The 20,710-nt window shown below is 45.0% G+C and carries 15 protein-coding genes; 11 read left to right on the top strand and 4 right to left on the bottom strand.

Annotated features, from left to right (window positions below; translation table 11 throughout):
• Positions 1-21 precede the first annotated feature (21 nt).
• The 4 genes from JXR92_RS16415 to lnb all read right to left on the bottom strand — a co-directional run bounded on the left by JXR92_RS16415 (position 22) and on the right by lnb (position 7,514).
• Positions 22-1,122: a DUF6340 family protein gene (locus JXR92_RS16415; RefSeq protein ID WP_117964190.1), complete on the bottom strand. Its 1,101-nt coding sequence runs from the start codon at positions 1,120-1,122 to the stop codon at positions 22-24.
• Between the two features lie 170 nt (positions 1,123-1,292).
• A complete protein-coding gene (gene secA / locus JXR92_RS16410) occupies positions 1,293-4,628 on the bottom strand; it encodes a preprotein translocase subunit SecA (RefSeq protein WP_117964191.1) in 3,336 nt (1,111 codons plus the stop codon).
• 97 nt (positions 4,629-4,725) lie between these two features.
• The gene (locus JXR92_RS16405) at positions 4,726-6,294 is read right to left on the bottom strand and encodes an alkaline phosphatase family protein (protein ID WP_138345298.1); all 1,569 of its coding nucleotides are present in this window, start codon (positions 6,292-6,294) and stop codon (positions 4,726-4,728) included.
• Entirely contained in the window at positions 6,294-7,514 is a 1,221-nt protein-coding gene (lnb, locus tag JXR92_RS16400; RefSeq protein WP_138345300.1) for a lipoprotein N-acyltransferase Lnb, read from the bottom strand. The genes JXR92_RS16405 and lnb overlap by 1 nt, the downstream gene beginning before the upstream one ends.
• A gap of 505 nt (positions 7,515-8,019) precedes the next feature.
• On the opposite strand from lnb, the gene JXR92_RS16395 reads away from it, so the two are divergent.
• The 11 genes from JXR92_RS16395 (at position 8,020) to JXR92_RS16345 (ending at position 20,710) form a co-directional block, all read left to right on the top strand.
• Complete coding sequence (locus tag JXR92_RS16395) at positions 8,020-8,751, top strand: type III pantothenate kinase (RefSeq protein WP_117600440.1); 732 nt, start codon at positions 8,020-8,022, stop codon at positions 8,749-8,751.
• The gene (locus JXR92_RS16390) at positions 8,738-10,000 is read left to right on the top strand and encodes a porin family protein (RefSeq protein WP_117600439.1); all 1,263 of its coding nucleotides are present in this window, start codon (positions 8,738-8,740) and stop codon (positions 9,998-10,000) included. Before JXR92_RS16395 ends, JXR92_RS16390 begins: the two co-directional genes overlap by 14 nt.
• 46 nt (positions 10,001-10,046) lie before the next feature.
• Positions 10,047-11,372 carry a tetratricopeptide repeat protein gene (locus tag JXR92_RS16385; RefSeq protein WP_117600438.1) on the top strand — a complete coding sequence of 442 codons (1,326 nt, stop codon included), beginning with the start codon at positions 10,047-10,049 and terminating at the stop codon, positions 11,370-11,372.
• A 4-nt stretch (positions 11,373-11,376) separates the two neighbouring features.
• On the top strand, positions 11,377-12,003 hold the full coding sequence (lptC, locus tag JXR92_RS16380) for an LPS export ABC transporter periplasmic protein LptC (RefSeq protein ID WP_117600437.1): 627 nt from the start codon (positions 11,377-11,379) through the stop codon (positions 12,001-12,003).
• A gap of 4 nt (positions 12,004-12,007) precedes the next feature.
• Positions 12,008-13,264, top strand: a complete 1,257-nt coding sequence (locus tag JXR92_RS16375; RefSeq protein ID WP_117964194.1) for a hemolysin family protein — start codon at positions 12,008-12,010, stop codon at positions 13,262-13,264.
• Between the two features lie 122 nt (positions 13,265-13,386).
• Entirely contained in the window at positions 13,387-15,525 is a 2,139-nt protein-coding gene (locus JXR92_RS16370; protein ID WP_138345302.1) for a peptidylprolyl isomerase, read from the top strand.
• A gap of 152 nt (positions 15,526-15,677) precedes the next feature.
• Positions 15,678-16,718, top strand: coding sequence for a dual-specificity RNA methyltransferase RlmN (gene rlmN / locus JXR92_RS16365; RefSeq protein ID WP_117600517.1), 1,041 nt, complete (start codon positions 15,678-15,680; stop codon positions 16,716-16,718).
• Between the two features lie 70 nt (positions 16,719-16,788).
• Positions 16,789-17,844, top strand: coding sequence for a DUF4837 family protein (locus JXR92_RS16360; RefSeq protein WP_117600434.1), 1,056 nt, complete (start codon positions 16,789-16,791; stop codon positions 17,842-17,844).
• A 5-nt stretch (positions 17,845-17,849) separates the two neighbouring features.
• Positions 17,850-18,947, top strand: a complete 1,098-nt coding sequence (gene pdxA / locus JXR92_RS16355; RefSeq protein WP_117964196.1) for a 4-hydroxythreonine-4-phosphate dehydrogenase PdxA — start codon at positions 17,850-17,852, stop codon at positions 18,945-18,947.
• Between the two features lies 1 nt (position 18,948).
• Positions 18,949-20,199 carry a sigma-54 interaction domain-containing protein gene (locus JXR92_RS16350; protein ID WP_117964197.1) on the top strand — a complete coding sequence of 417 codons (1,251 nt, stop codon included), beginning with the start codon at positions 18,949-18,951 and terminating at the stop codon, positions 20,197-20,199.
• Positions 20,186-20,710: an LptE family protein gene (locus JXR92_RS16345; protein ID WP_117600431.1), complete on the top strand. Its 525-nt coding sequence runs from the start codon at positions 20,186-20,188 to the stop codon at positions 20,708-20,710. Before JXR92_RS16350 ends, JXR92_RS16345 begins: the two co-directional genes overlap by 14 nt.

Genomic DNA, 20,710 nt, shown 5'->3' with positions numbered 1-20,710 from the left:
GGTTATCTCTGCATCATTTGACTAAAAATCATCATCAAATCTGTTCATTTGCATGTTCAGGCGTGCCATTCCCTCTTTTCGTTTCTCCAATTCGTCTACATACATGCTGATAAAGATGTAATAGGAGATGGTTCCATCATGTATTTCGCCTGTCTCTTTTTTGTCTGTCTTGCTTTTCTCACGGGCAAGGTTTTGCGCTTTTAATGCCCATTCCAAGGCAGTATCTATGCTGTCTTGCATTTCGTAGCCCAAAGCGGTGTTATAGGCTGCATACATTTTCTGTTTTCCTTTTTTTGTTTCGTAGGTCTGCTTCCAGAGCTCTACTGCTTTACTCCAATTTTCTTCTTTGGCATATACGGCTGCGTCACGCATATTTACAGAACCACCACTGAAGAGATAGCGGTTACCGGTTTTCCAATAGGGGAGTAGATGTCTTACCGGAACCGTTCCTGCAAATTCAGATGCTTGCTTCACCATGTCTTCTTCGCTGATGAGGCGGGAACGTACTGACGCTTCACCATTTCCTGCCTCTTCCCAGAAAATACTGTCATTGCTGTTGACGGTTACCATAGGACCTTTGCGGTTAGGTAAATATATTCTGACGGTAGGATATACCTTTACATCCACTGTGCCGAGGAACACACCCCAGTCGGGCATATAACTTATCTTGCGATTGGAACGCATTTGTATGTTTTCCAGGGCTATCAGGAAATCTACGTCCAAATTCTGTGTAAGTTCCAGTACTTCATCCCTCGATAATGTGCTTTCGCGGGGATTGATGTCTTTACTCCGGAGGGCAGAGTCGCATATCACAACCTCTTCAAAGTAGTTTTCGTTGGCAAGGGCCTCTGCAAGGGATTCGGTTGTTATTGCGGCGTCTCCATTGTAGTAGTTGGTGAGGCGTGCCACCTCATTCTCACTTTTTTTCTGTTCTTCCTCACTGATGATGAGTTTGTTGTCCGGTACGTTTGGCATGTTGTTGACAACAGCCACACGTTTCAATGTTGCCGGGAAACTGACTTCTGCCGGAAGCATGTAATCAATGGACAGTTGTTCTACACTCTGGCAGCTGCCTAACAGCAGAGAACCCATCAATAACAGACAATAGTGATATTTGGTCATAGTCTTTGGTTTTGTTCTTTGGAGCAAAAGTACTCTTTTAGCTGAATATTCAAAAGCTGGAACGAATAAAAAATGTGATAATGTGGCAGGAGAAAAAGTGATAGGGTGATAAAAGATACCTGACGGTATCATCTTATCACCCTATCGCTTTATCATTTTATAGCTTTGATTTATGCATTCCTTCCGTGGCAGTTTTTGTATTTCTTACCGCTTCCGCAAGGACAAGGATCATTGCGTCCTACGGTCTTCTCGGCACGGATAGGTTCGCGTCTTGGTTGTTCACGTGTATCTTGTGCCGCAGCGGCCTGCTGGTTCGGGTCATTCAAATCAACCTTCTGTTCGCGATACTTGCTCATATCCTGGCGTTGTTCCGGAGCAGCCTGGCGCACCTCTACTTGGCGGGGAGCCTGGGGAGCCTCAGGGGCTTCAGCCGGAGCCTCTTGTACCGGGATTTGTCCACGCATCAGGATAGAGATGGTCTGGTTATTGATTTTGTTGACCATTGCATCAAACAAGTTCACAGATTCCAGCTTGTAAATCAGTAGCGGGTCTTTCTGCTCGTAACTTGCATTCTGCACGGAGTGTTTCAGCTCGTCCAGCTCGCGCAGGTTTTCTTTCCATGCTTCGTCGATAACATGCAGCAAGATGGATTTCTCGAATGACTTCACCACCTCCTTACATTCTGTCTCGTAAGCTTTCTTCAGGTTGCAGGAGATGTTGTACATACGTTTTCCGTCTGTGATGGGGATAAGTATGTTTTCGTACATGTGTCCCTGCATTTCGTATACTTGCTTGATGACCGGATAGGCTATCTGTGCCATACGTTCTGTCTTGCGTTTGAAGAGTTCCATGGCAGCGTCAAAAGTTCTGTCTGCCAGTTTTTCTTTCTTCTCATTACGGAATTCCTCTTCGGTGAAAGGTACTTCCATGGCAAGCGTCTGGAGCACATCCATCTTGCAGTTTTCATAGTCGGGTGCTTCGACGGCGTTGGCACAACGGTCCCAAATCATGTTCACGATATCCATACCGATACGTTCGCCCATCAAAGCGTGGCGGCGTTTGGTGTAGACTACTGTACGTTGCTTGTTCATCACGTCGTCATATTCCAACAGACGCTTACGGATGCCGAAGTTGTTTTCCTCAACTTTCTTTTGCGCACGTTCAATGGATTTGGAAATCATGCCGTGTTCAATCATTTCACCTTCTTTGAAACCCAGTTTGTCCATTACACTGGCAATGCGGTCACTGGAGAACAAACGCATCAGGTCATCTTCCAAAGATACGAAGAATACAGAAGAACCCGGGTCGCCTTGACGTCCTGCACGACCACGTAACTGACGGTCCACACGGCGTGATTCGTGGCGTTCTGTACCGATGATGGCAAGACCGCCTGCAGCTTTCACTTCCGGACTCAACTTGATGTCGGTACCACGACCGGCCATATTGGTAGCAATGGTTACAGCACATTTCAAACCGGCAGTAGCCACAATATCCGCTTCTTTCTGATGCAGTTTGGCATTCAATACACTATGTTCAATCTTACGCATGGTGAGCATTTTGCTCAACATTTCAGAGATTTCAACAGAAGTGGTACCCACCAGTACGGGGCGTCCTGCTGCCACCATTTTTTCTATCTCTTCGATGACTGCTTTATATTTTTCACGTTTTGTCTTGTAAACGCGGTCGTTCATGTCGTTACGGGCAATGGGGCGGTTGGTCGGAATAACCACTACATCCAGTTTGTAGATGTCCCACAACTCGCCGGCTTCTGTTTCTGCCGTACCGGTCATACCGGATAGTTTGTGGTACATACGGAAATAGTTCTGTAATGTAATGGTGGCAAAAGTCTGGGTGGCAGCTTCTACTTTCACGCCTTCTTTGGCTTCGATGGCTTGGTGCAAACCGTCAGAATAACGACGTCCTTCCATAATACGTCCCGTCTGCTCATCCACAATCTTCACTTGGCCGTCGATTACCACATATTCGTCATCTTTCTCGAACATGGTGTATGCCTTCAACAGTTGGTTGATGGTATGCACACGTTCGCTTTTGATGGCATAGTTGGTCATCAGGGCATCCTTCTTTTCAAGGCGCTGTTCGTCTGTCAGCTCTGTTTCGTTTTCCAAGGCAGAGAGTTGCGCTGTGATATCGGGGAGTACGAAGAAAGTGGGGTCCTCTACATTGCTACTAATCAAGTCTACGCCCTTGTCTGTCAAATCCACGCTGTTCATTTTCTCTTCGATAACGAAGTACAGCGGGTCAGTCACCTCGTGCATGCGCTTGTTGTTCTGCTCCATGTAGATTTCTTCGGTCTTCAGCATACCGGCCTTGATGCCTTGTTCGCTGAGGAACTTGATGAGTGCCTTGTTCTTGGGCAGGCACTTGTGACTGCGGTACAAAGCGAGGAAGCCTTCTTCCTGGTCTTTCTTATCGTTCGATGCAATCAGGCGCTTGGCATCGGCCAGGTATTGGGTAGCCAGTTTTTTCTGAGCTTCTACCAGACGTTCTACTTGTGGGCGGAGCTGTTCGAAGAGTTGGTCATCGCCTTTGGGAACCGGTCCGGAGATAATCAGCGGAGTACGGGCATCATCAATCAATACTGAGTCCACCTCATCGACAATGGCATAATTATGTTGGCGTTGTACCAGGTCTTTGGGGCTGATAGCCATGTTGTCACGCAGGTAGTCGAAACCGAATTCATTGTTTGTACCGAACGTGATATCTGCCAGATAAGCTTTGCGACGGGCATCAGAGTTGGGCTGGTGCTTGTCGATGCAATCTACACTCAAACCGTGGAACATGTAAAGAGGACCCATCCATTCGGAGTCACGTTTTGCCAGATAGTCGTTCACTGTTACCACGTGCACGCCGTTACCAGTCAGGGCATTGAGGAATACCGGTAGGGTAGCTACCAATGTCTTACCTTCACCGGTTGCCATTTCGGCAATCTTACCTTTATGTAGAACCACACCACCGAATAGCTGTACATCATAATGTACCATGTTCCATACAGTATCGTTACCACCTGCTATCCAATGGTTCTGGTAGATGGCTTTATCGCCTTCGATGCGTACAAAGTCTTTAGTGGCAGCCAGTTGGCGGTCAAAATCGGTAGCTGTAACCACTATTTCTTCATTTTCAGAGAATCGTTTGGCTGTTTCCTTTACAATAGAGAAAGCGGTGGGTAATACTTCGTCCAGCGCTTTTTCATAAATCTCCAATATCTCTTTCTCGATTTTGTCGATTTGGTTGAAGAGGTCTTCGCGTTTTTCCAGTTCGGTATCTTCAACGCTGGCTTTCAGTTCTTCCACTTTGGCGCGTTGTTCGGCTGCCGAATCGTGGATGTAGGCTTTCAGTTCTTCTGTCTTGGCGCGTAGGGCGTCGTTGTCGAGTTTGGCTACTTCCGGGTAAGCGGCTTTGATTTTCTCCACCCACGGTTGTATCTCTTTCATGTCGCGTGTGGATTTGTTGCCGAAAATCGAGCTTAAAAATTCATTAAATCCCATTATATATTTGTTTTTATTATTATTGCTGAGTTAGTTGAGCGTGCAAAGTTACTGATTTCTATACAGATTATCCAGATTTGCACAGATTATTTTAGAATCAAAAGTCGAGGGGAGATGCTGTACTTGCATTAGGGGCGCGGATGCGCATTACACTTGCCAGGGTAGGGGCAATGCGGTCGATACTGATGGGTATACGGATGATTTCAGCCTTCATTCCTCCTCCCAATAAAATGAGGGGAGCAGGAATATCGGCCGTACGTACTACACGGTTATCAATACTATTTTCCTGCATGATAGTCCAGCCCGGAAGTATTTCAATGAGCAAATCGCCAGAGCGCTTGCGGTGAAAACCATTGCGTATACGTTCTATTTGCGGTGACCAGGGGCCCAAAAGCAGGCGATGAGCTGAATATACTTCGCTCACGCCACTGAACTGAACCAGAAATTCGGCAGATTTTTCTTGAATTTCAGTCAGGCTCAGCTGCTTGTTCTCAATAAGTTTATGGTTGAGATAGATTTGTTGGTCATAATAAGCTTCCACATATTGTCCCTCGCCATAGGATGCCATGAGGTACATGTTCAGCAGGGCGGCACAGCGGTTCAGGTAGAATTCACCACCCGGTATCCGATATACGCCCGGGTCGGCAGCTTCCAGGTCGGCATAGCCGGTGGAGGTGATGCAGAAAAGTACGTTGTGGAGCCCAACTTTACGTTCTATGAGCTCTAATAAGGAAGCTATACTACGGTCCAGCCGTACGTAGGTATCTTGCATTTCCATGGCACATTCCTGCGTACTCCGGTGGTTGTAATTTCCTGCGTAGTAAGTCAGCGATAATAGGTCGGGTACGTCATCTTGTCCGATAGTGCTCTTGTTCAGCAGCTCTTCGGTCAGCAGGTTGACTTCCTCATTGATGAAAGGACTGGTAATCAGGCGGCGAAATTTGTTTGCCCGTTCACCGTCCAGCTTGTATTTGAATGGTTCGTTACGCCATTCGGGCAGAAATGTATAGTTGGTAAAAGGAAGTGCAGGTGTCCATACCATATCCTTGATACGGTAGTCGGGAGATTTCCGGTCGTTGTATTGACTCAGCCACCACGGAAATTCATTATAATAAGTTGTACTGCACCATTTTCCGGTATTGTTATTAAGCCAGAAGGCACCGTTCCCCGCGTGTCCGGCACCCAATATGGCGGCATCGCGGAAAGGCGCAATGGCATAAACCAGACCTTTGTTGCGGGTAGCTATTTTTAGCTCGTCGGCAATGGTGGAGGTCAGTAATTGGGAGGGGGAAGTGCTTTCGTCGGTATAGTTGCCCATGAAGTTGGGGTCTTCTACACAGTCTATGGGGCGTAGTGTACCTGCATCCAGCCACTGCTCTGCAATGATGCCGTTCATGGACGGTGTTGTCCCGGTATAGATGGCGGCAATGGCCGAGGCTCGGTCCGTTCCGCAAAAAGGAAATTCTGCTTGACGGAAGACTTTACCTTCACGCAGTAAGCGCTTAAACCCCTTTTCTCCGTATAAGGACGAAAATGCTTCCATATAGTCTGTACGCAACTGGTCAATGGTCAATGTTACCACCAGCTTTGGGGAGGCAGGCAGCGGTTGGGCTTGCAAACCACTGAATGTAAGTGCGAGTATGGAAGTTATCAGTCCTTTTTTCATTACTTTCGTTTGTATGTCAGAATGAGGTTGCTTGCAGAACGTATCAGCAAACACAGTGCCAAAGGTAATATTGCTGGCGGAATTCTCTGCGGAATTATTGCCCAAAGCCCTATAAAAAGTGTTAAAATTGCAAAGTTAACCAGCATATAGCGGCTTATTTCCCTTTTTCGTACCCTGGATAGCATGAATGGAAGGCAAAAAAGGTGAAATGGATGGAATACAAATAGTATATAATTGGGACTTACTGCCGGATGCTGTGAGAATAGTGCTAAAAATGCCAGTATACATCCAGCCATTCCGGCAACCAAGAAGAGTATGAGGTCCATGCCCCAGAGAGTTTTTCCTCTTCGTATGCCGTAAATGCTGATGCCTGCTACAAGTATCAGTAATAGCGAAGCCGACTGCATCGGTGTGATGCCTCTGCTGACGAAGTCGGCTGGTGTTTTACCCGTTACTACGATTTTTTCTTCTTTGGCAACCAGTGGCCGTGCTTGTCCTTCTTTGTCCACAATCTGCGCTTTATTGAAATACTCCTGCATGTAGAAGGGGACGAACATTGCCAGCCGGCGGTTGATGGGTTCGTCTGCTTTGCTGCCCATGCATAAGTCCATGCCGAAACGTGACCACAAATGGCCTTCACTGTATTTATGCAGCAAATCCCTGAAAGAGATTCCCGTACTGTTATCAGTCATATTGTCAGCGTATTGCAGCGTGCCGTTGATGGCACGTTCTATCTGGTCTCGCGGGCGGGTGGCGCAATTGTCGTAGAAAAAATTGTAGCGGTATACTCGGTTTTCGGGGCGGTAGTTCTCTGTCAATAGTGTTATCAGGCGTTCTTTTTCTTCTTCTGTTAGGTTTAACGTCTGTTGCCAGACATCGCGTCCCAGATAGTTATATTCGGCGGCGAAATGCTCATAATCGGTCACTCCAAGTTGATAATCCGTTTCTCCCAAGGCAAAACGGAAGATGAAGTTAGGGGCGTTGAAGTTGAACATGCCGTAATTGAAGACGGCGTCAATGCCGCGCGTATAGTTCTCGTACCGTATGGCAGTGTGTCCGAATAGGGAATAAATCTCTCCTCCTGCAGCGCAAGTCAGTAGACTGACGCGCACGGAGTCTGTTGCAGCACTCTTTTGCTGTTGTGTCACCTGGGCATTCGCTGCAGGCAAACAGAAGAAAAAGATTACTATATATATATGTATAAGTAGGCTTCGTTTCATGCTGCAAACTTACGGAAAAAACTAATATTATCCCAATTTGTGATGAGGAACTAAAGTGGTTATTCGTGTTATCCCAGTCATCTGTGTCCGAAGAATCTTTTTTAATTATGAACTTGATACAATTCTTGATTCGCATAATTGGCTGTTTTGAATCAACTGCCAAGTACGAGCGGTAAGTGTTTTCTATTTACAAATGATATAGGTGAAAGAATAGTGGTATATTGAACCTGGTTCAGCCGTATACTGAATGCCATTCAATCGTATACTGAATAGGGATCGGTCGTATACTGAATGTAATGCATCTCAACTATATTGATAATCAGGTGGTTGTGGTATGGTGTTGTGGTTTTAATAAATCTCAACAAATTATTGGAGTGGCATTGTGCTTGTTTGGTACGGATATGAATAAGAATTCTTGTGCGGTTGCTCTTCTAATAAAGAGGCAGTTTCTGCTGAATTTCAATATTAATGTTATATCTTTGCGCCGCTAAATTTATGCAATACGGTGAATCTCATTATTGATATAGGAAATACAATTGCCAAGATGGCGGTGTTTGATGGTGGACGTATCGTAGAGGTGGTGTATGACTCCAATCTGACGTTGGAACGATTGCCTGAAGTGTGCCGTACATATACGATTGAAAAAGCGATAGTGGCTACTGTCATTGATTTGAGCAGAGAGGTGTTGTCGCAACTGGAAGGTATGGCTGTTCCCATTCTGTGGCTCAATGAAAAGACTTCTCTTCCGGTAGAAAACCTCTATGAAACTCCCCGGACGCTGGGGTATGATCGTATGGCGGCGGTGGTAGGAGCCAATGAGCAATTTCCTGGCAGGGATATACTGGTGATTGATGCCGGTACTTGTATCACTTATGAGTTTGTCGATGCTGCTGCCCGTTATCATGGCGGGAATATCTCTCCCGGCCTGCAGATGCGTTTCAAGGCGCTTCATCAGTTTACCGGACGGCTTCCAATGGTGACTCTTGAGGGGCGGATGGTGCCCATGGGGAAGGATACCGATACGGCTATCCGTGCCGGAGTACTGAAGGGTATTGAATATGAAATTTCAGGTTACGTTACGGCTATGAAGCATAAATATCCTGAACTTTTGGTTTTTTTAACGGGCGGGGATGATTTTTCTTTTGATACAAACTTAAAAAGTATCATCTTTGCAGACAGATTTTTAGTGTTGAAAGGATTAAATAGAATTTTAAACTATAATAATGACAGGCTATAGACAAACACTGTTAGTGCTCTTGCTTACGATATTATCAGGAGCGGCAGTCGCTCAAAATAATACGAATTCTCCCTATACACGATATGGATATGGACAGTTGTCTGAACAAGGCTCAAGTAACAGCAGGGCGATGGGTGGTATTGCCTATGGTTTACGGGACAAGTACCAGACTAACTTTGCTAATCCGGCATCCTATACGGCGGTAGATTCGCTGACTTTTATCTTTGATGGAGCAGTCTCTCTACAGAATACAAACCTCAGTAACGGCACTCTGAAACAAAATGCCAAGAATTCCAGTTTTGATTACATCACGATGCAATTTCGTGCAAGTAAATGGGCTGCCATAAGCTTGGGGTTATTGCCTTATTCGAATGTGGGATACAGCATGGGAGAGTACCGGGAAGATACGGAATTCCCAGACAAATCTACGACGGTAAGCTATTCGGGAGAAGGAGGTCTGCACCAGCTTTATTTAGGTGCAGGCTTTAAAATAATTAAAAATCTTTCCGTCGGTGCGAATTTTTCGTATCTTTGGGGAGATATAACAAGAACCGCTGCGGAAACCTTTCCGTCCAGTTCTAGTGTATTTCCTATTACAATACAGTCTAATGTGGCTGTAAAGAGCTATAAATTGGATTTTGGAGCACAGTACACCCACCAGTTTGGAAAAAAGCATGTTGCAACATTGGGAATCGTATTTTCTCCGGGGCATGATTTGAGCAACGATGCGTACGAAGTTACGCAGACTGGCAATAGTAATACGGGAGTTACCTCGGTAACAAGGGACACTATTGTTACTTGCGGCATTCCAACAACATTTGGAGCAGGTGTGACATACGTGTACGACGATCGTCTGACGGTGGGAGCGGATGTGATGTTTCAAAATTGGAGTAAAGTGAGCTATATGAATAATGACGAGGCGTTTTGCGACCGTGGAAGAGTATCCGTTGGTGCAGAATATCTGCCGAATCCTATGGGACGAAGTTATTTGTCTCATGTGAAGTATCGTTTGGGAGCTTATTACTCCAAGCCTTATTATAAGATAGACGGTGTACGTGCCGCTGATGAATATGGCATTACTGCCGGTTTTGGATTACCTATACCGAGAACCCGTTCCGTATTGAGCCTTTCTGCGCAATACGTGCGAACCAAAGGAACCCAAGCTGCGTTCTTGAACGAAAATACATTGCGTATTTGTATCGGAGTAACCTTTAACGAACGCTGGTTCTTCAAGCGTAAAGTGGATTAATGGAAATTGAATAGACAAAAAATATAACAACTAAAATTTAAATACAATGAAAATTAAGACGCTTGTGGCTGTCTTGCTCCTTTCGGGTGGAGCGACCAGTACTTTCGCACAGACTGAAAATTGTAATTCGAACAGTAGTATCTCTCATGAAGCAGTGAGAGCTGGTAACTTTAAGGATGCATACGCTCCTTGTATGGCTGTATTGAAGGATTGCCCTACACTGCGGTATTATACATTTACAGATGCTCAGAAGATTTTAGTGGGTTTCTTGAGTCAGATTAAAGATAGAAATTCTGCTGATTATAAGAAGTATTTTGATGAGCTGATGGATGTGTATGACTTGAGAATGAAGTACATTCCTGAATTTGTTAACAAGGGAATGAAGGGGGTGCCGAGTGTAGCTGATGCTTTGGGTGCCAAAGCAGTGGATTATCTTCAATTTGCTCCGACTCCGGACCTTAATACAGCTTACAATTGGCTGAAAGAATCTGTCCAAGCAGAAAAGGGCGGCTCCAAAGGTGCGGTTTTACACTATTTCTTGGATGTTTCTATGCAGAAGGTAAAGGCAGATGACAATCATACTGACCAGTTCTTCCAAGACTATATTGATGCTTCCAAGTATGCGGATGATGCTATCGCAGCTGAAACCAAAGAGGCAAAGAAGGCAAACCTGCAAACTATCAAGGATAATTTGGTAGCTATGTTCATCCAGAGTGGTGTGGCTGATTGTGAATCTTTGCAGAATATCTATGGCCCTAAAGTAGAAGAAAATAAGACAGACTCTACTTTCTTGAAGAAAGCATTGAATATTTTGAAATTGATGAAGTGTAACGAAAGTGAAGTTTATTTCAAGGCTTCTGAATACATGTATCAAATTGACCCGACTGCCGATGCTGCTGTAGGTGTAGCATACATGTACTATAAAAAAGGTGACTATGACAATGCCGTGAAATACTTTGACGAAGCATTGGCTAAGGAAACCGATAATGACAAGAAAGCTGAAATGGCATATGCCACTGCTGCTGCTTTGATGCAGGCTAAGAAACTTTCTCAGGCAAGAGCATATTGCCAGAAGGCTATTAGCTTTAAGGAAAACTATGGTGATCCTTATATCTTGCTGGCACAGCTTTACGGTTCCAATCCTAATTGGACTGACGAGCCAGCTCTGAATAAGTGTACTTACTTTGTAGTAATTGATAAGTTGCAGAGAGCTAAAGCGGTGGATCCTTCAGTTACAGAACGTGCTAACGAGCTGATTAGTACTTATTCCCGTCACACTCCCCAGGCTAAAGACCTCTTTATGTTGGGTTACAAAGCTGGTGACCGTATCACTATCGGCGGATGGATAGGTGAATCTACAACTATCAGATAAAACTATGTTGCTACAACTCATCAACGTTGTTTATCATAAAAATGCGAGCATAACCATTGTCTTTGGGGCAATGGTTATGCTTCTTTTATTTTCTTCATGTTCCGGGAAGAAGAAGGAGCTGGGCGATGCCATTACCGAGCGTGATTCTATGGCGGTGATGGACACCCGCGGGGTGACTACGCTAGTGTCTGATTCCGGTGTAACACGTTACCGCATCAATACGGAAGAGTGGCTGGTCTTTGACCGGAAGAATCCTCCATACTGGGCTTTTGAAAAGGGGGTCTATTTGGAAAAGTTTGACTCTATCTTCCAAGTGGAGGCAAGTATCAAGGCCGATACAGCCTATTTCTTTAATAAGGAAGAGTTATGGAAACTGATGGGGAATGTGCATATACAGAATTTGAAAGGTGAGCAGTTTGATACAGAGTTGCTGTATTGGGACCAGCGGACACAAAGAATTTATTCGGATGAGTTTATCCGTATCGAACAGCCTGACCGTATCATTACGGGACATGGCTTTGAATCCAATCAGCAAATGACTGTTTACACGATTCGCAAGCCGGAGGGCATCTTCTATGTTGACGAAGAGGCTGCCGCAGCAGATAGCTTGCAGACTGATACCATAAATTGATAAAATGGATACCGTTATTTTTTTATTGATAACCATGGCTTTCTCCGCTTTCTTTTCAGGAATGGAGATTGCCTTTGTTTCCGTAGATAAACTGCGCTTTGAGATGGAAAGGAAGTCAGGCGTCACTTCCGGTATCATTTCCTATTTTCTTCGCAACCCGAATAACTTCATCTCGACCATGCTGGTTGGTAATAATATCGCGCTTGTCATTTATGGTATCTTGATGGCACAAATCATAGAGGTGAATCTTCTTGCCGGAATTATTTCCAACCATTTTGTAATGGTGTTGGTGCAGACTATAATTTCCACTCTTATTATTTTGGTAACCGGTGAGTTCTTGCCGAAGACTTTGTTTAAAATCAATCCCAATCTGATGCTGAGGGTGTGTGCCATTCCTTTATTTATATGTTATGTCATTCTGTTTCCTGTTTCAAAATTTGCATCGGGATTGTCGTATCTGTTCCTTCGGATATTTGGGATGAAAGTAAACAAGGAAGCGTCGGCCAAGGCTTTTGGCAAAGTGGATTTGGATTACTTCATCCAGTCGAGCATAGAGAATGCGGAAAGTGAAGAAGAACTGGATGCAGAGGTAAAGATATTCCAAAATGCGCTTGATTTTTCGAATATAAAGATACGCGACTGTATTGTACCGCGTACAGAGGTGGTAGCTGTAGATCTGACCACCACATTGGAAGAATTGAAATGTCTTTTTGTGGAGTCGGGTATTTCTAAAATCATAGTATATGATGGAAATATAGATAATGTGGTGGGATATATTCACTCGTCGGAAATGTTCAGGAATCCGGCAGACTGGAAGAATAACGTGAAGGAAGTGCCTATTGTACCCGAAACGATGTCGGCTCACAAACTGATGAAACTGTTCATGCAGCAGAAAAAAACGATTGCTGTAGTGGTGGACGAATTTGGTGGTACGGCAGGCATCGTTTCTTTGGAGGATTTGGTGGAAGAAATTTTCGGCGATATTGAGGATGAGCATGATAATACGTCCTATGTATGTAAGCAGCTGGGTGAACGTGAATATGTGCTTTCGGCCCGTCTGGAAATAGAAAAGGTAAATGAGACTTTCGGGCTCGACCTGCCGGAATCGGACGATTATCTGACAGTGGGCGGTCTGATTCTGAACCGTTATCAAAGTTTCCCGAAGCTGCATGAAGTGATTGAAGTGGATAATTATCAGTTTAAAATAATCAAGGTGACAGCTACTAAAATTGAGTTGGTAAGACTGAAAGTCATTGAATAATTTCATTTAGGCGTAATTTTTTAAAGAATAAATGGATGCGTATTAGCATTTTTTGTATCTTCGTGCGCTAAAATGAACATGTTAGGAAAATAATAATAAACAAATAAATCATATTAACTAAAATGGCAACATTACAAAACATTCGGTCTAAAGGACCTTTATTGGTGATTGTTATTGGTTTGGCGCTGTTTGCTTTCATCGCAGGTGACGCGTGGAAAGTGCTTCAGCCACACCAGTCACAAGACGTTGGTGAAGTGAACGGGGAGACAATTTCCGCTCAGGATTTTCAAGCATTGGTAGAAGAATATACAGAAGTTATCAAGTTCTCCAGTGGCAACAGTGCATTGAGCGATGAACAAACCAACCGAATCAAAGATGAAGTATGGAGAACATACGTCAATAATAAACTGATTGAAAAAGAAGCTAAGAAACTTGGCTTGTCTGTATCTAAGGCGGAAGTTCAGGCTATCATTGATGCCGGTGTGCATCCGATGCTGCAACAGACTCCGTTCCGTAATCCCCAGACCGGTGCGTTCGATAAGGATATGTTGAAGAAGTTCCTAGTAGACTATTCCAAGATGAACAAGGCACAGATGCCTTCCAATTATGCAGAGTATTATGAGTCTATGTATAAGTTCTGGTCTTTCCTTGAGAAGTCTCTTATCCAGGCTCGTCTTCAGGAAAAGTATCAGGCTTTGATTACGAAATCTCTCTTCTCCAATCCTGTGGAAGCTCAGGATGCATTTGATGCAAGAGTGGATCAGTCAGACCTGTTGCTTGCAGCAGTTCCCTATTCTTCTATTGTTGATTCTACTATTGTCATCAAGGATTCTGACTTGAAAGCTGCCTACGATAAGAAGAAAGAGCAATTCAAGCAATATGTGGAAACCCGTAACATTAAGTTTATTGATGTGCAGGTAACTGCAAGTGCAGAAGACAGAGCTGCTCTCCAAAAGGAAATGGAGGAATATACGGAGCAACTTATTGCCAATCCTTCTGACTATACTACCTTCATCCGTTCTACCGGTTCCGAAACTCCTTATACAGACTTGTTCTACACTACTAAGTCTCTGCCCGCTGATGTGACTGCCCGTTTGGACTCTGTTGCGGTGGGTGGTGTGTTCGGACCTTATTATAACGTATCGGACAATACTCTCAACTCTTTCAAGAAATTGGCTACTGCTGCCATGCCGGACTCTATCGAGTTCCGTCAGATTCAAGTGGTTGCTGAAGATGCTGAAAAGACGAAGACTTTGGCCGACAGCATCTACAATGCTATTAAGGAGGGTGCCAGCTTTGCTGAAGTTGCGAAAAAATACGGTCAGACCGGTGAGCCTACCTGGATTTCTTCTGCTAATTACGAAGGCGCACAGATTGACGGTGACAACTTGAAATATATTACTGCTGTCACTACTTTGGGACAGAACGAGCTGACCAACTTGGCGTTGGGACAGGCAAATGTCATTTTGCAGGTAACCAACAAGAAGGCTGTCAAGGATAAATATAAGGTAGCCGTTATCAAGCGTCCGGTAGAATTCAGTAAGGAAACTTACAGTAAGGCATACAATGAGTTCAGCCAGTTTATTGCTGCAAACAATACTTTAGAGAAAATGATTGCTAATGCGGAAGATGCTGGTTATAAGTTGCTGGATAGAGCCGACTTGTACAGCTCTGAACATGGTATCGGTGGTATCAGAGGTACCAAAGATGCTTTGAAATGGGTGTTTGAGGCAAAAGCCGGTGAAGTTTCCGGTTTGTACGAATGTGGCGAGAGCGACCATATGCTGGTAGTAGGTGTTGCAAGTATTGTTCCTGAAGGCTATCGCCCACTGGCTTTGGTAAAAGACCAGTTGAGAGCTGAAATTCTCCGTGACAAGAAAGCAGAGAAGATTATGGCTGATATGAAGGCTGCCAATGCAACTTCGTTCGAGCAGTATAAGAATATGGCAAATGCTGTCAGTGATTCTGTAAAGCACGTTACTTTCTCTGCTCCTGCCTATATCCCGGCATTGCGTAGCAGCGAACCTCTGGTAGGCGCATACGCTTCTATTGCCGAAGTGAACAAGCTGAGTGCTCCTATCAAGGGTAATGGTGGTGTATTCGTTCTGCAACCTTATGCAAAAGAGAAACTGAACGAAACATTCAACAAGGAAACTGAAGAGGATAACTTGGCCAACATGCATGCACGCATGGCAAGCCAGTTCATCAGTGACTTGTATCTGAAAGCCAACGTAAAAGACCAACGTTATTTATTCTTCTAAGAATAGAAAAAATATATTGAAAAGCCGTCCGGTACTTCCGGGCGGCTTTTTCATTGTCTGTACATTTCATTTTCTACACTCTCCGTTGTCTTTGTGCAACTTTATTCCTACCTTTGCATTCTTGAAAGAGTTTTGTTTTAATGAAAAACGATATGCAGAAACGACCTCTATTGGGCTTGACGCTCTCTGAATTGCAGAATGTGGTGAAGAATCTGGGAATGCCCGGTTTCTCTGCCAAGCAGATAGCTTCCTGGCTGTATGACAAGAAGGTGATTTCTATAGACGAAATGAGCAATCTTTCGTTGAAGCATCGGGAATTGCTGAAAGAAATCTATGAGGTAGGTGCCAAAGCGCCGGTAGATGCCATGCGCTCTGTAGACGGTACGGTGAAATACTTGTACCGGGCAGGCGAGGGACATTTTGTGGAAGCTGTCTATATACCCGACGAAGACCGGGCTACGCTTTGTGTCTCCTCCCAGGTGGGCTGCAAGATGAACTGTAAATTCTGCATGACCGGCAAGCAGGGTTTTACCGCCAATCTGACATCTAACCAGATTATTAACCAAATCAATTCGTTGCCCGAAAGGGACAAGCTGACCAATGTGGTAATGATGGGTATGGGTGAACCACTTGATAATCTGGACGAGGTATTGAAAGCGCTGGAAATAATGACCGCCTCTTATGGGTATGCGTGGAGTCCCAAGCGTGTTACACTTTCTTCTGTGGGACTGAAGAAGGGCTTGCTGCGTTTTATTGAGGAATCGGATTGCCACCTGGCTATCAGCCTTCATTCGCCGATACCTTTGCAACGCCGCGAGCTGATGCCGGCAGAGAAGGCGTTCTCCATCACGGAGATTGTAGAATTGTTAAGAAACTATGATTTTAGCAAACAGCGCAGACTATCTTTTGAATATATTGTTTTCAAAGGAGTGAATGACTCGTTACCGTATGCAAAGGAACTTCTGAAGCTGCTACGCGGGCTGGACTGCCGGATTAACCTGATTCGTTTTCATGCCATACCTGGGGTGAATCTTGAGGGAGCCGATATGGAAACCATGATTGCGTTCCGTGATTATCTGACTTCTCACGGTCTGTTTACCACTATACGGTCATCGCGTGGAGAGGATATATTTGCCGCTTGTGGCATGTTGTCCACTGCCAAGCAGGAGGAGAATAAAGAAGAATTAATATAAATTATTAACTTAGGTAGGGAGGATATTACGCATTCTTCGTAGCTTTGTGAAAAACTAAAATGATAGAGATATGAGAAAGCACTTGTTTTATTTAAGTATGGTTCTCGTACTGACACTTTTTTCCGCCTGCGGTGGTGGTAAAAAGGGTGTGTTTACTCCGACCTCCAGCGGTCGTGCGTATGAAGTTCTGGTAGTGGTGGAGCCCGGCTTGTGGGAACGTCCTGCCGGTAGGGCGCTTTTCGATGTGCTTGATTCTGATGTTCCGGGGCTTCCCCAGTCAGAACGTTCATTCCGAATCATGTATACTGCCCCTTCCAATTATGATGCCACTTTAAAACTGATTCGCAATATCATTATTGTCGATGTGAACAAGGATCTCTATACCCAGCCTAAATTCAAGTATGCAAGGAATGTATATGCCGCTCCTCAGTCTATTCTCACTATTCAGGCGCCGGACGAGGTTTCGTTCGAGAAATTTGTGGAGGAGAACAAGCAGGTAATCATCGATTTCTTTACCCATGCGGAAATGAACCGTCAGATTTCAGTATTGAAGGACAAGCATAGCGACTATATAGCAACGAAGGTGAAAAGCCAGTTCGATTGCGATGTATGGGTGCCGGGCGAACTGACATCTACCAAGGAGGGGGAGAACTTCTTCTGGGCAGGTACGAATGCGGCTACCGGTGATCAGAACTTTGTAATCTACTCTTATCCTTATACGGATAAGGATACGTTTACTAAAGAATATTTTGTTCATAAACGCGATTCTGTGATGAAAATCAATATCCCGGGTGCCCAAGAAGGTATGTATATGTCGACGGATTCTCTGATGACCGATGTACGTCCCATCAGTGTGCAGGGAGACTATGCACTGGAGGCCCGCGGCTTGTGGCGTGTGAAGGGTGATTTCATGGGTGGTCCGTTCGTATCGCATGTACGTTTGGACAAAGCCAATCAGCGTATAATTGTATCTGAAATATTTATTTATTCACCTGATAAAATGAAACGTAATCTGGTGCGTCAGATGGAGGCTTCGCTCTATACCTTGAAACTGCCCGGCAGTAAGCAGGAAGGTGAGGAGATTCCGGTAGGTGTAACCGCAAAAGATACTACTAATAATAAGTAATAAAAATGGAAGATAACAAAATAAGAGTCGGCATTACACAAGGCGACATTAATGGTGTAGGGTATGAAGTGATTTTAAAGACGTTTGCAGACCCGGTGATGCTGGAATTGTGTACGCCGATTATCTACGGTTCGCCTAAAGTGGCAGCTTATCATCGTAAATCATTGGACTTGCCTGCCAACTTCAGTATCGTCAACTCCGCTTCCGAAGCGGCTCCCAATCGCTTGAGTGTAGTGAACTGTACGGATGATGAAGTAAAGGTTGAGTTTTCTAAACCTGACGTTGAAGCTGGTAAAGCTGCACTTGGTGCACTGGAAAAAGCCATTGAGGAATATAAGGAGGGGATGATAGACGTGATTGTCACAGCTCCCATCAACAAGCACACCATCCAGTCGGAGGAGTTCGCCTTCCCCGGACATACGGAGTATATAGAGCAGAAATTGGGAGATGGCGAGAAGGCCCTTATGATTCTGATGAAAGATGACTTCCGGGTAGCATTGGTGACCGGACATATTCCCGTTAAAGAGATAGCCGGAAGCATCACCAAAGAACTGATACAAGAAAAACTGAAGATATTCAACCGCTCCTTGAAGCAGGATTTTGCTATCGGCGCACCGCGTATTGCAGTGCTTTCACTGAATCCGCATGCAGGAGATGGTGGATTGCTGGGAACTGAAGAGCAGGAGATTATCATTCCGGCCATCAACGAAATGGCTGCTAAGGGTATGCTTTGCTATGGTCCTTATCCGGCAGACGGGTTTATGGGCTCAGATAACTTTATCCATTTTGATGGTATCCTGGCCATGTATCACGACCAGGGGCTGGCACCGTTCAAGGCATTGGCTATGGACGAGGGCGTAAACTATACTGCCGGCTTGCCGGTGATACGCACTTCGCCTGCTCATGGAACGGCCTACGATATCGCCGGGAAAGGAATTGCCTCTGAAGATTCGTTCCGGCAGGCTATCTATGTGGCTATAGATGTGTTCCGTAACCGCCAGCGTGAGAAAGAGGCACATGCAAATCCGCTGCGCAAGCAATATTACGAGAAACGTGACGATAGCGACAAACTGAAACTCGATAGTGTAGAAGAAGATTTGTAGGATGACAAAAGCGGAAATACAACAAGTAAAATTACGTTTTGGCATCATCGGCAATAACGAAGCGCTGATGCGTGCCATTGATATCGCTATCCAGGTAGCGCCTACCGACTTGTCTGTACTGATTACTGGAGAGAGTGGTGTGGGAAAGGAGAGCTTTCCGCAGATAATACACCAATACAGCCGGCGCAAGCATGGACAGTACATTGCCGTGAATTGTGGGGCCATTCCCGAAGGAACGATTGATTCGGAACTGTTTGGCCACGAAAAAGGTGCATTCACGGGGGCTATCGGTGAACGGAAGGGGTATTTCGGTGAAGCCAACGGCGGAACAATCTTCCTTGATGAAGTCGGCGAATTACCTTTGCCTACCCAGGCACGCTTGCTGCGTGTGCTTGAGAGCGGTGAATTCATCAAGGTAGGTTCTTCTAAGGTGGAAAAGACCGATGTGCGTATTGTTGCCGCTACCAATGTAAACTTGACACAGGCCATTGCTGACGGACGCTTTCGTGAAGACTTGTATTACCGTTTGAACACAGTACCTATTCAGGTTCCTCCATTGCGCGAACGCGGTGAAGACGTGGTGCTGCTGTTCCGCAAATTTGCTTCGGACTTTGCGGAGAAGTACCGTATGCCTGCCATTCAGCTGACGGAAGACGGCAAGCAAGTATTGCTGAGCTACTCATGGCCGGGTAATGTGCGCCAGTTGAAGAATATCACCGAGCAGATATCCATCATTGAGACCAATCGTGAAATCAATGCATCCATACTGAAGGGCTATCTGCCTGAGCAGAACAATATGCAGCGCCTGCCTGCCTTCTTTGGAGTGAAGGAGGACAAGAGCTTCGGAAGTGAACGGGAAATTCTCTATCAGGTTCTGTTTGATATGCGTCAGGATGTAACGGACTTGAAAAAGCTGGTGCATGAGATTATGGCTGAAAGGGGAACGGTATCCAATCCGACGGTTGCCACATCTACCTATTATGCGCCGGTCACTCCGGCGGTGGTACCTCCGGTGACATCCAGTGTCCCTACTATTATACATCCTTCGGTGAAGCCGGTTACTCCAGTGGACGATGACTTCCAGGATACGGAAGAATATGTGGAGGAGTCACTCTCCCTGGATGAAGTGGAGAAAGAAATGATACGTAAAGCGCTTGAAAAACATCACGGCAAGCGTAAGAGTGCGGCTCAGGATTTGAATATCTCTGAGCGTACGTTATACAGAAAGATAAAAGAATATGGATTGGATTAAAAAAGCGGCATTTGCTTCCTTGTTGGTAAGCTTGTTATTTCTGGTGAATTCATGTAGTATGAAGTTGGGACTTGCTCCGATAAGCTCTATTGACTATACAAAGGTAAAAACGATTTCCATTGCCGATTTCCAGAACCGGGCAGAGTATGTATATGCACCGTTGGCAACAGAGTTTAATCAGAAAATGAAGGATATGTTCATTCAGCAGACTCGCCTGCAATTGGTGAACTCCGGAGGAGACTTGGACATAGACGGAGAAATAACCGGTTACAACCAATATAATGAATCGGTGGATGCCAGCGGTTTCTCTTCGAAGGTGAAGGTGACACTGACAGTTAACGTGCGCTACACCAATAACACGAACCATGAGGAGGACTTTGAACAGCAGTTCTCGGCTTTCCAGACCTATGATTCCTCACAATTGTTGACCGATGTGCAGGACCAGCTGATAACCCTGATGGTGAAGGACATTGCTGAACAGATTTTCAATGCAACTATAGCTAACTGGTAA

Origin of the sequence: Bacteroides parvus, assembly GCF_017309675.2 — a bacterium.
In the GTDB taxonomy this organism is placed as follows: domain Bacteria; phylum Bacteroidota; class Bacteroidia; order Bacteroidales; family Bacteroidaceae; genus Bacteroides; species Bacteroides uniformis.
Note: the sequence above shows the minus strand (reverse complement) of the source record. Positions and strands in the feature narration are given on the sequence as shown.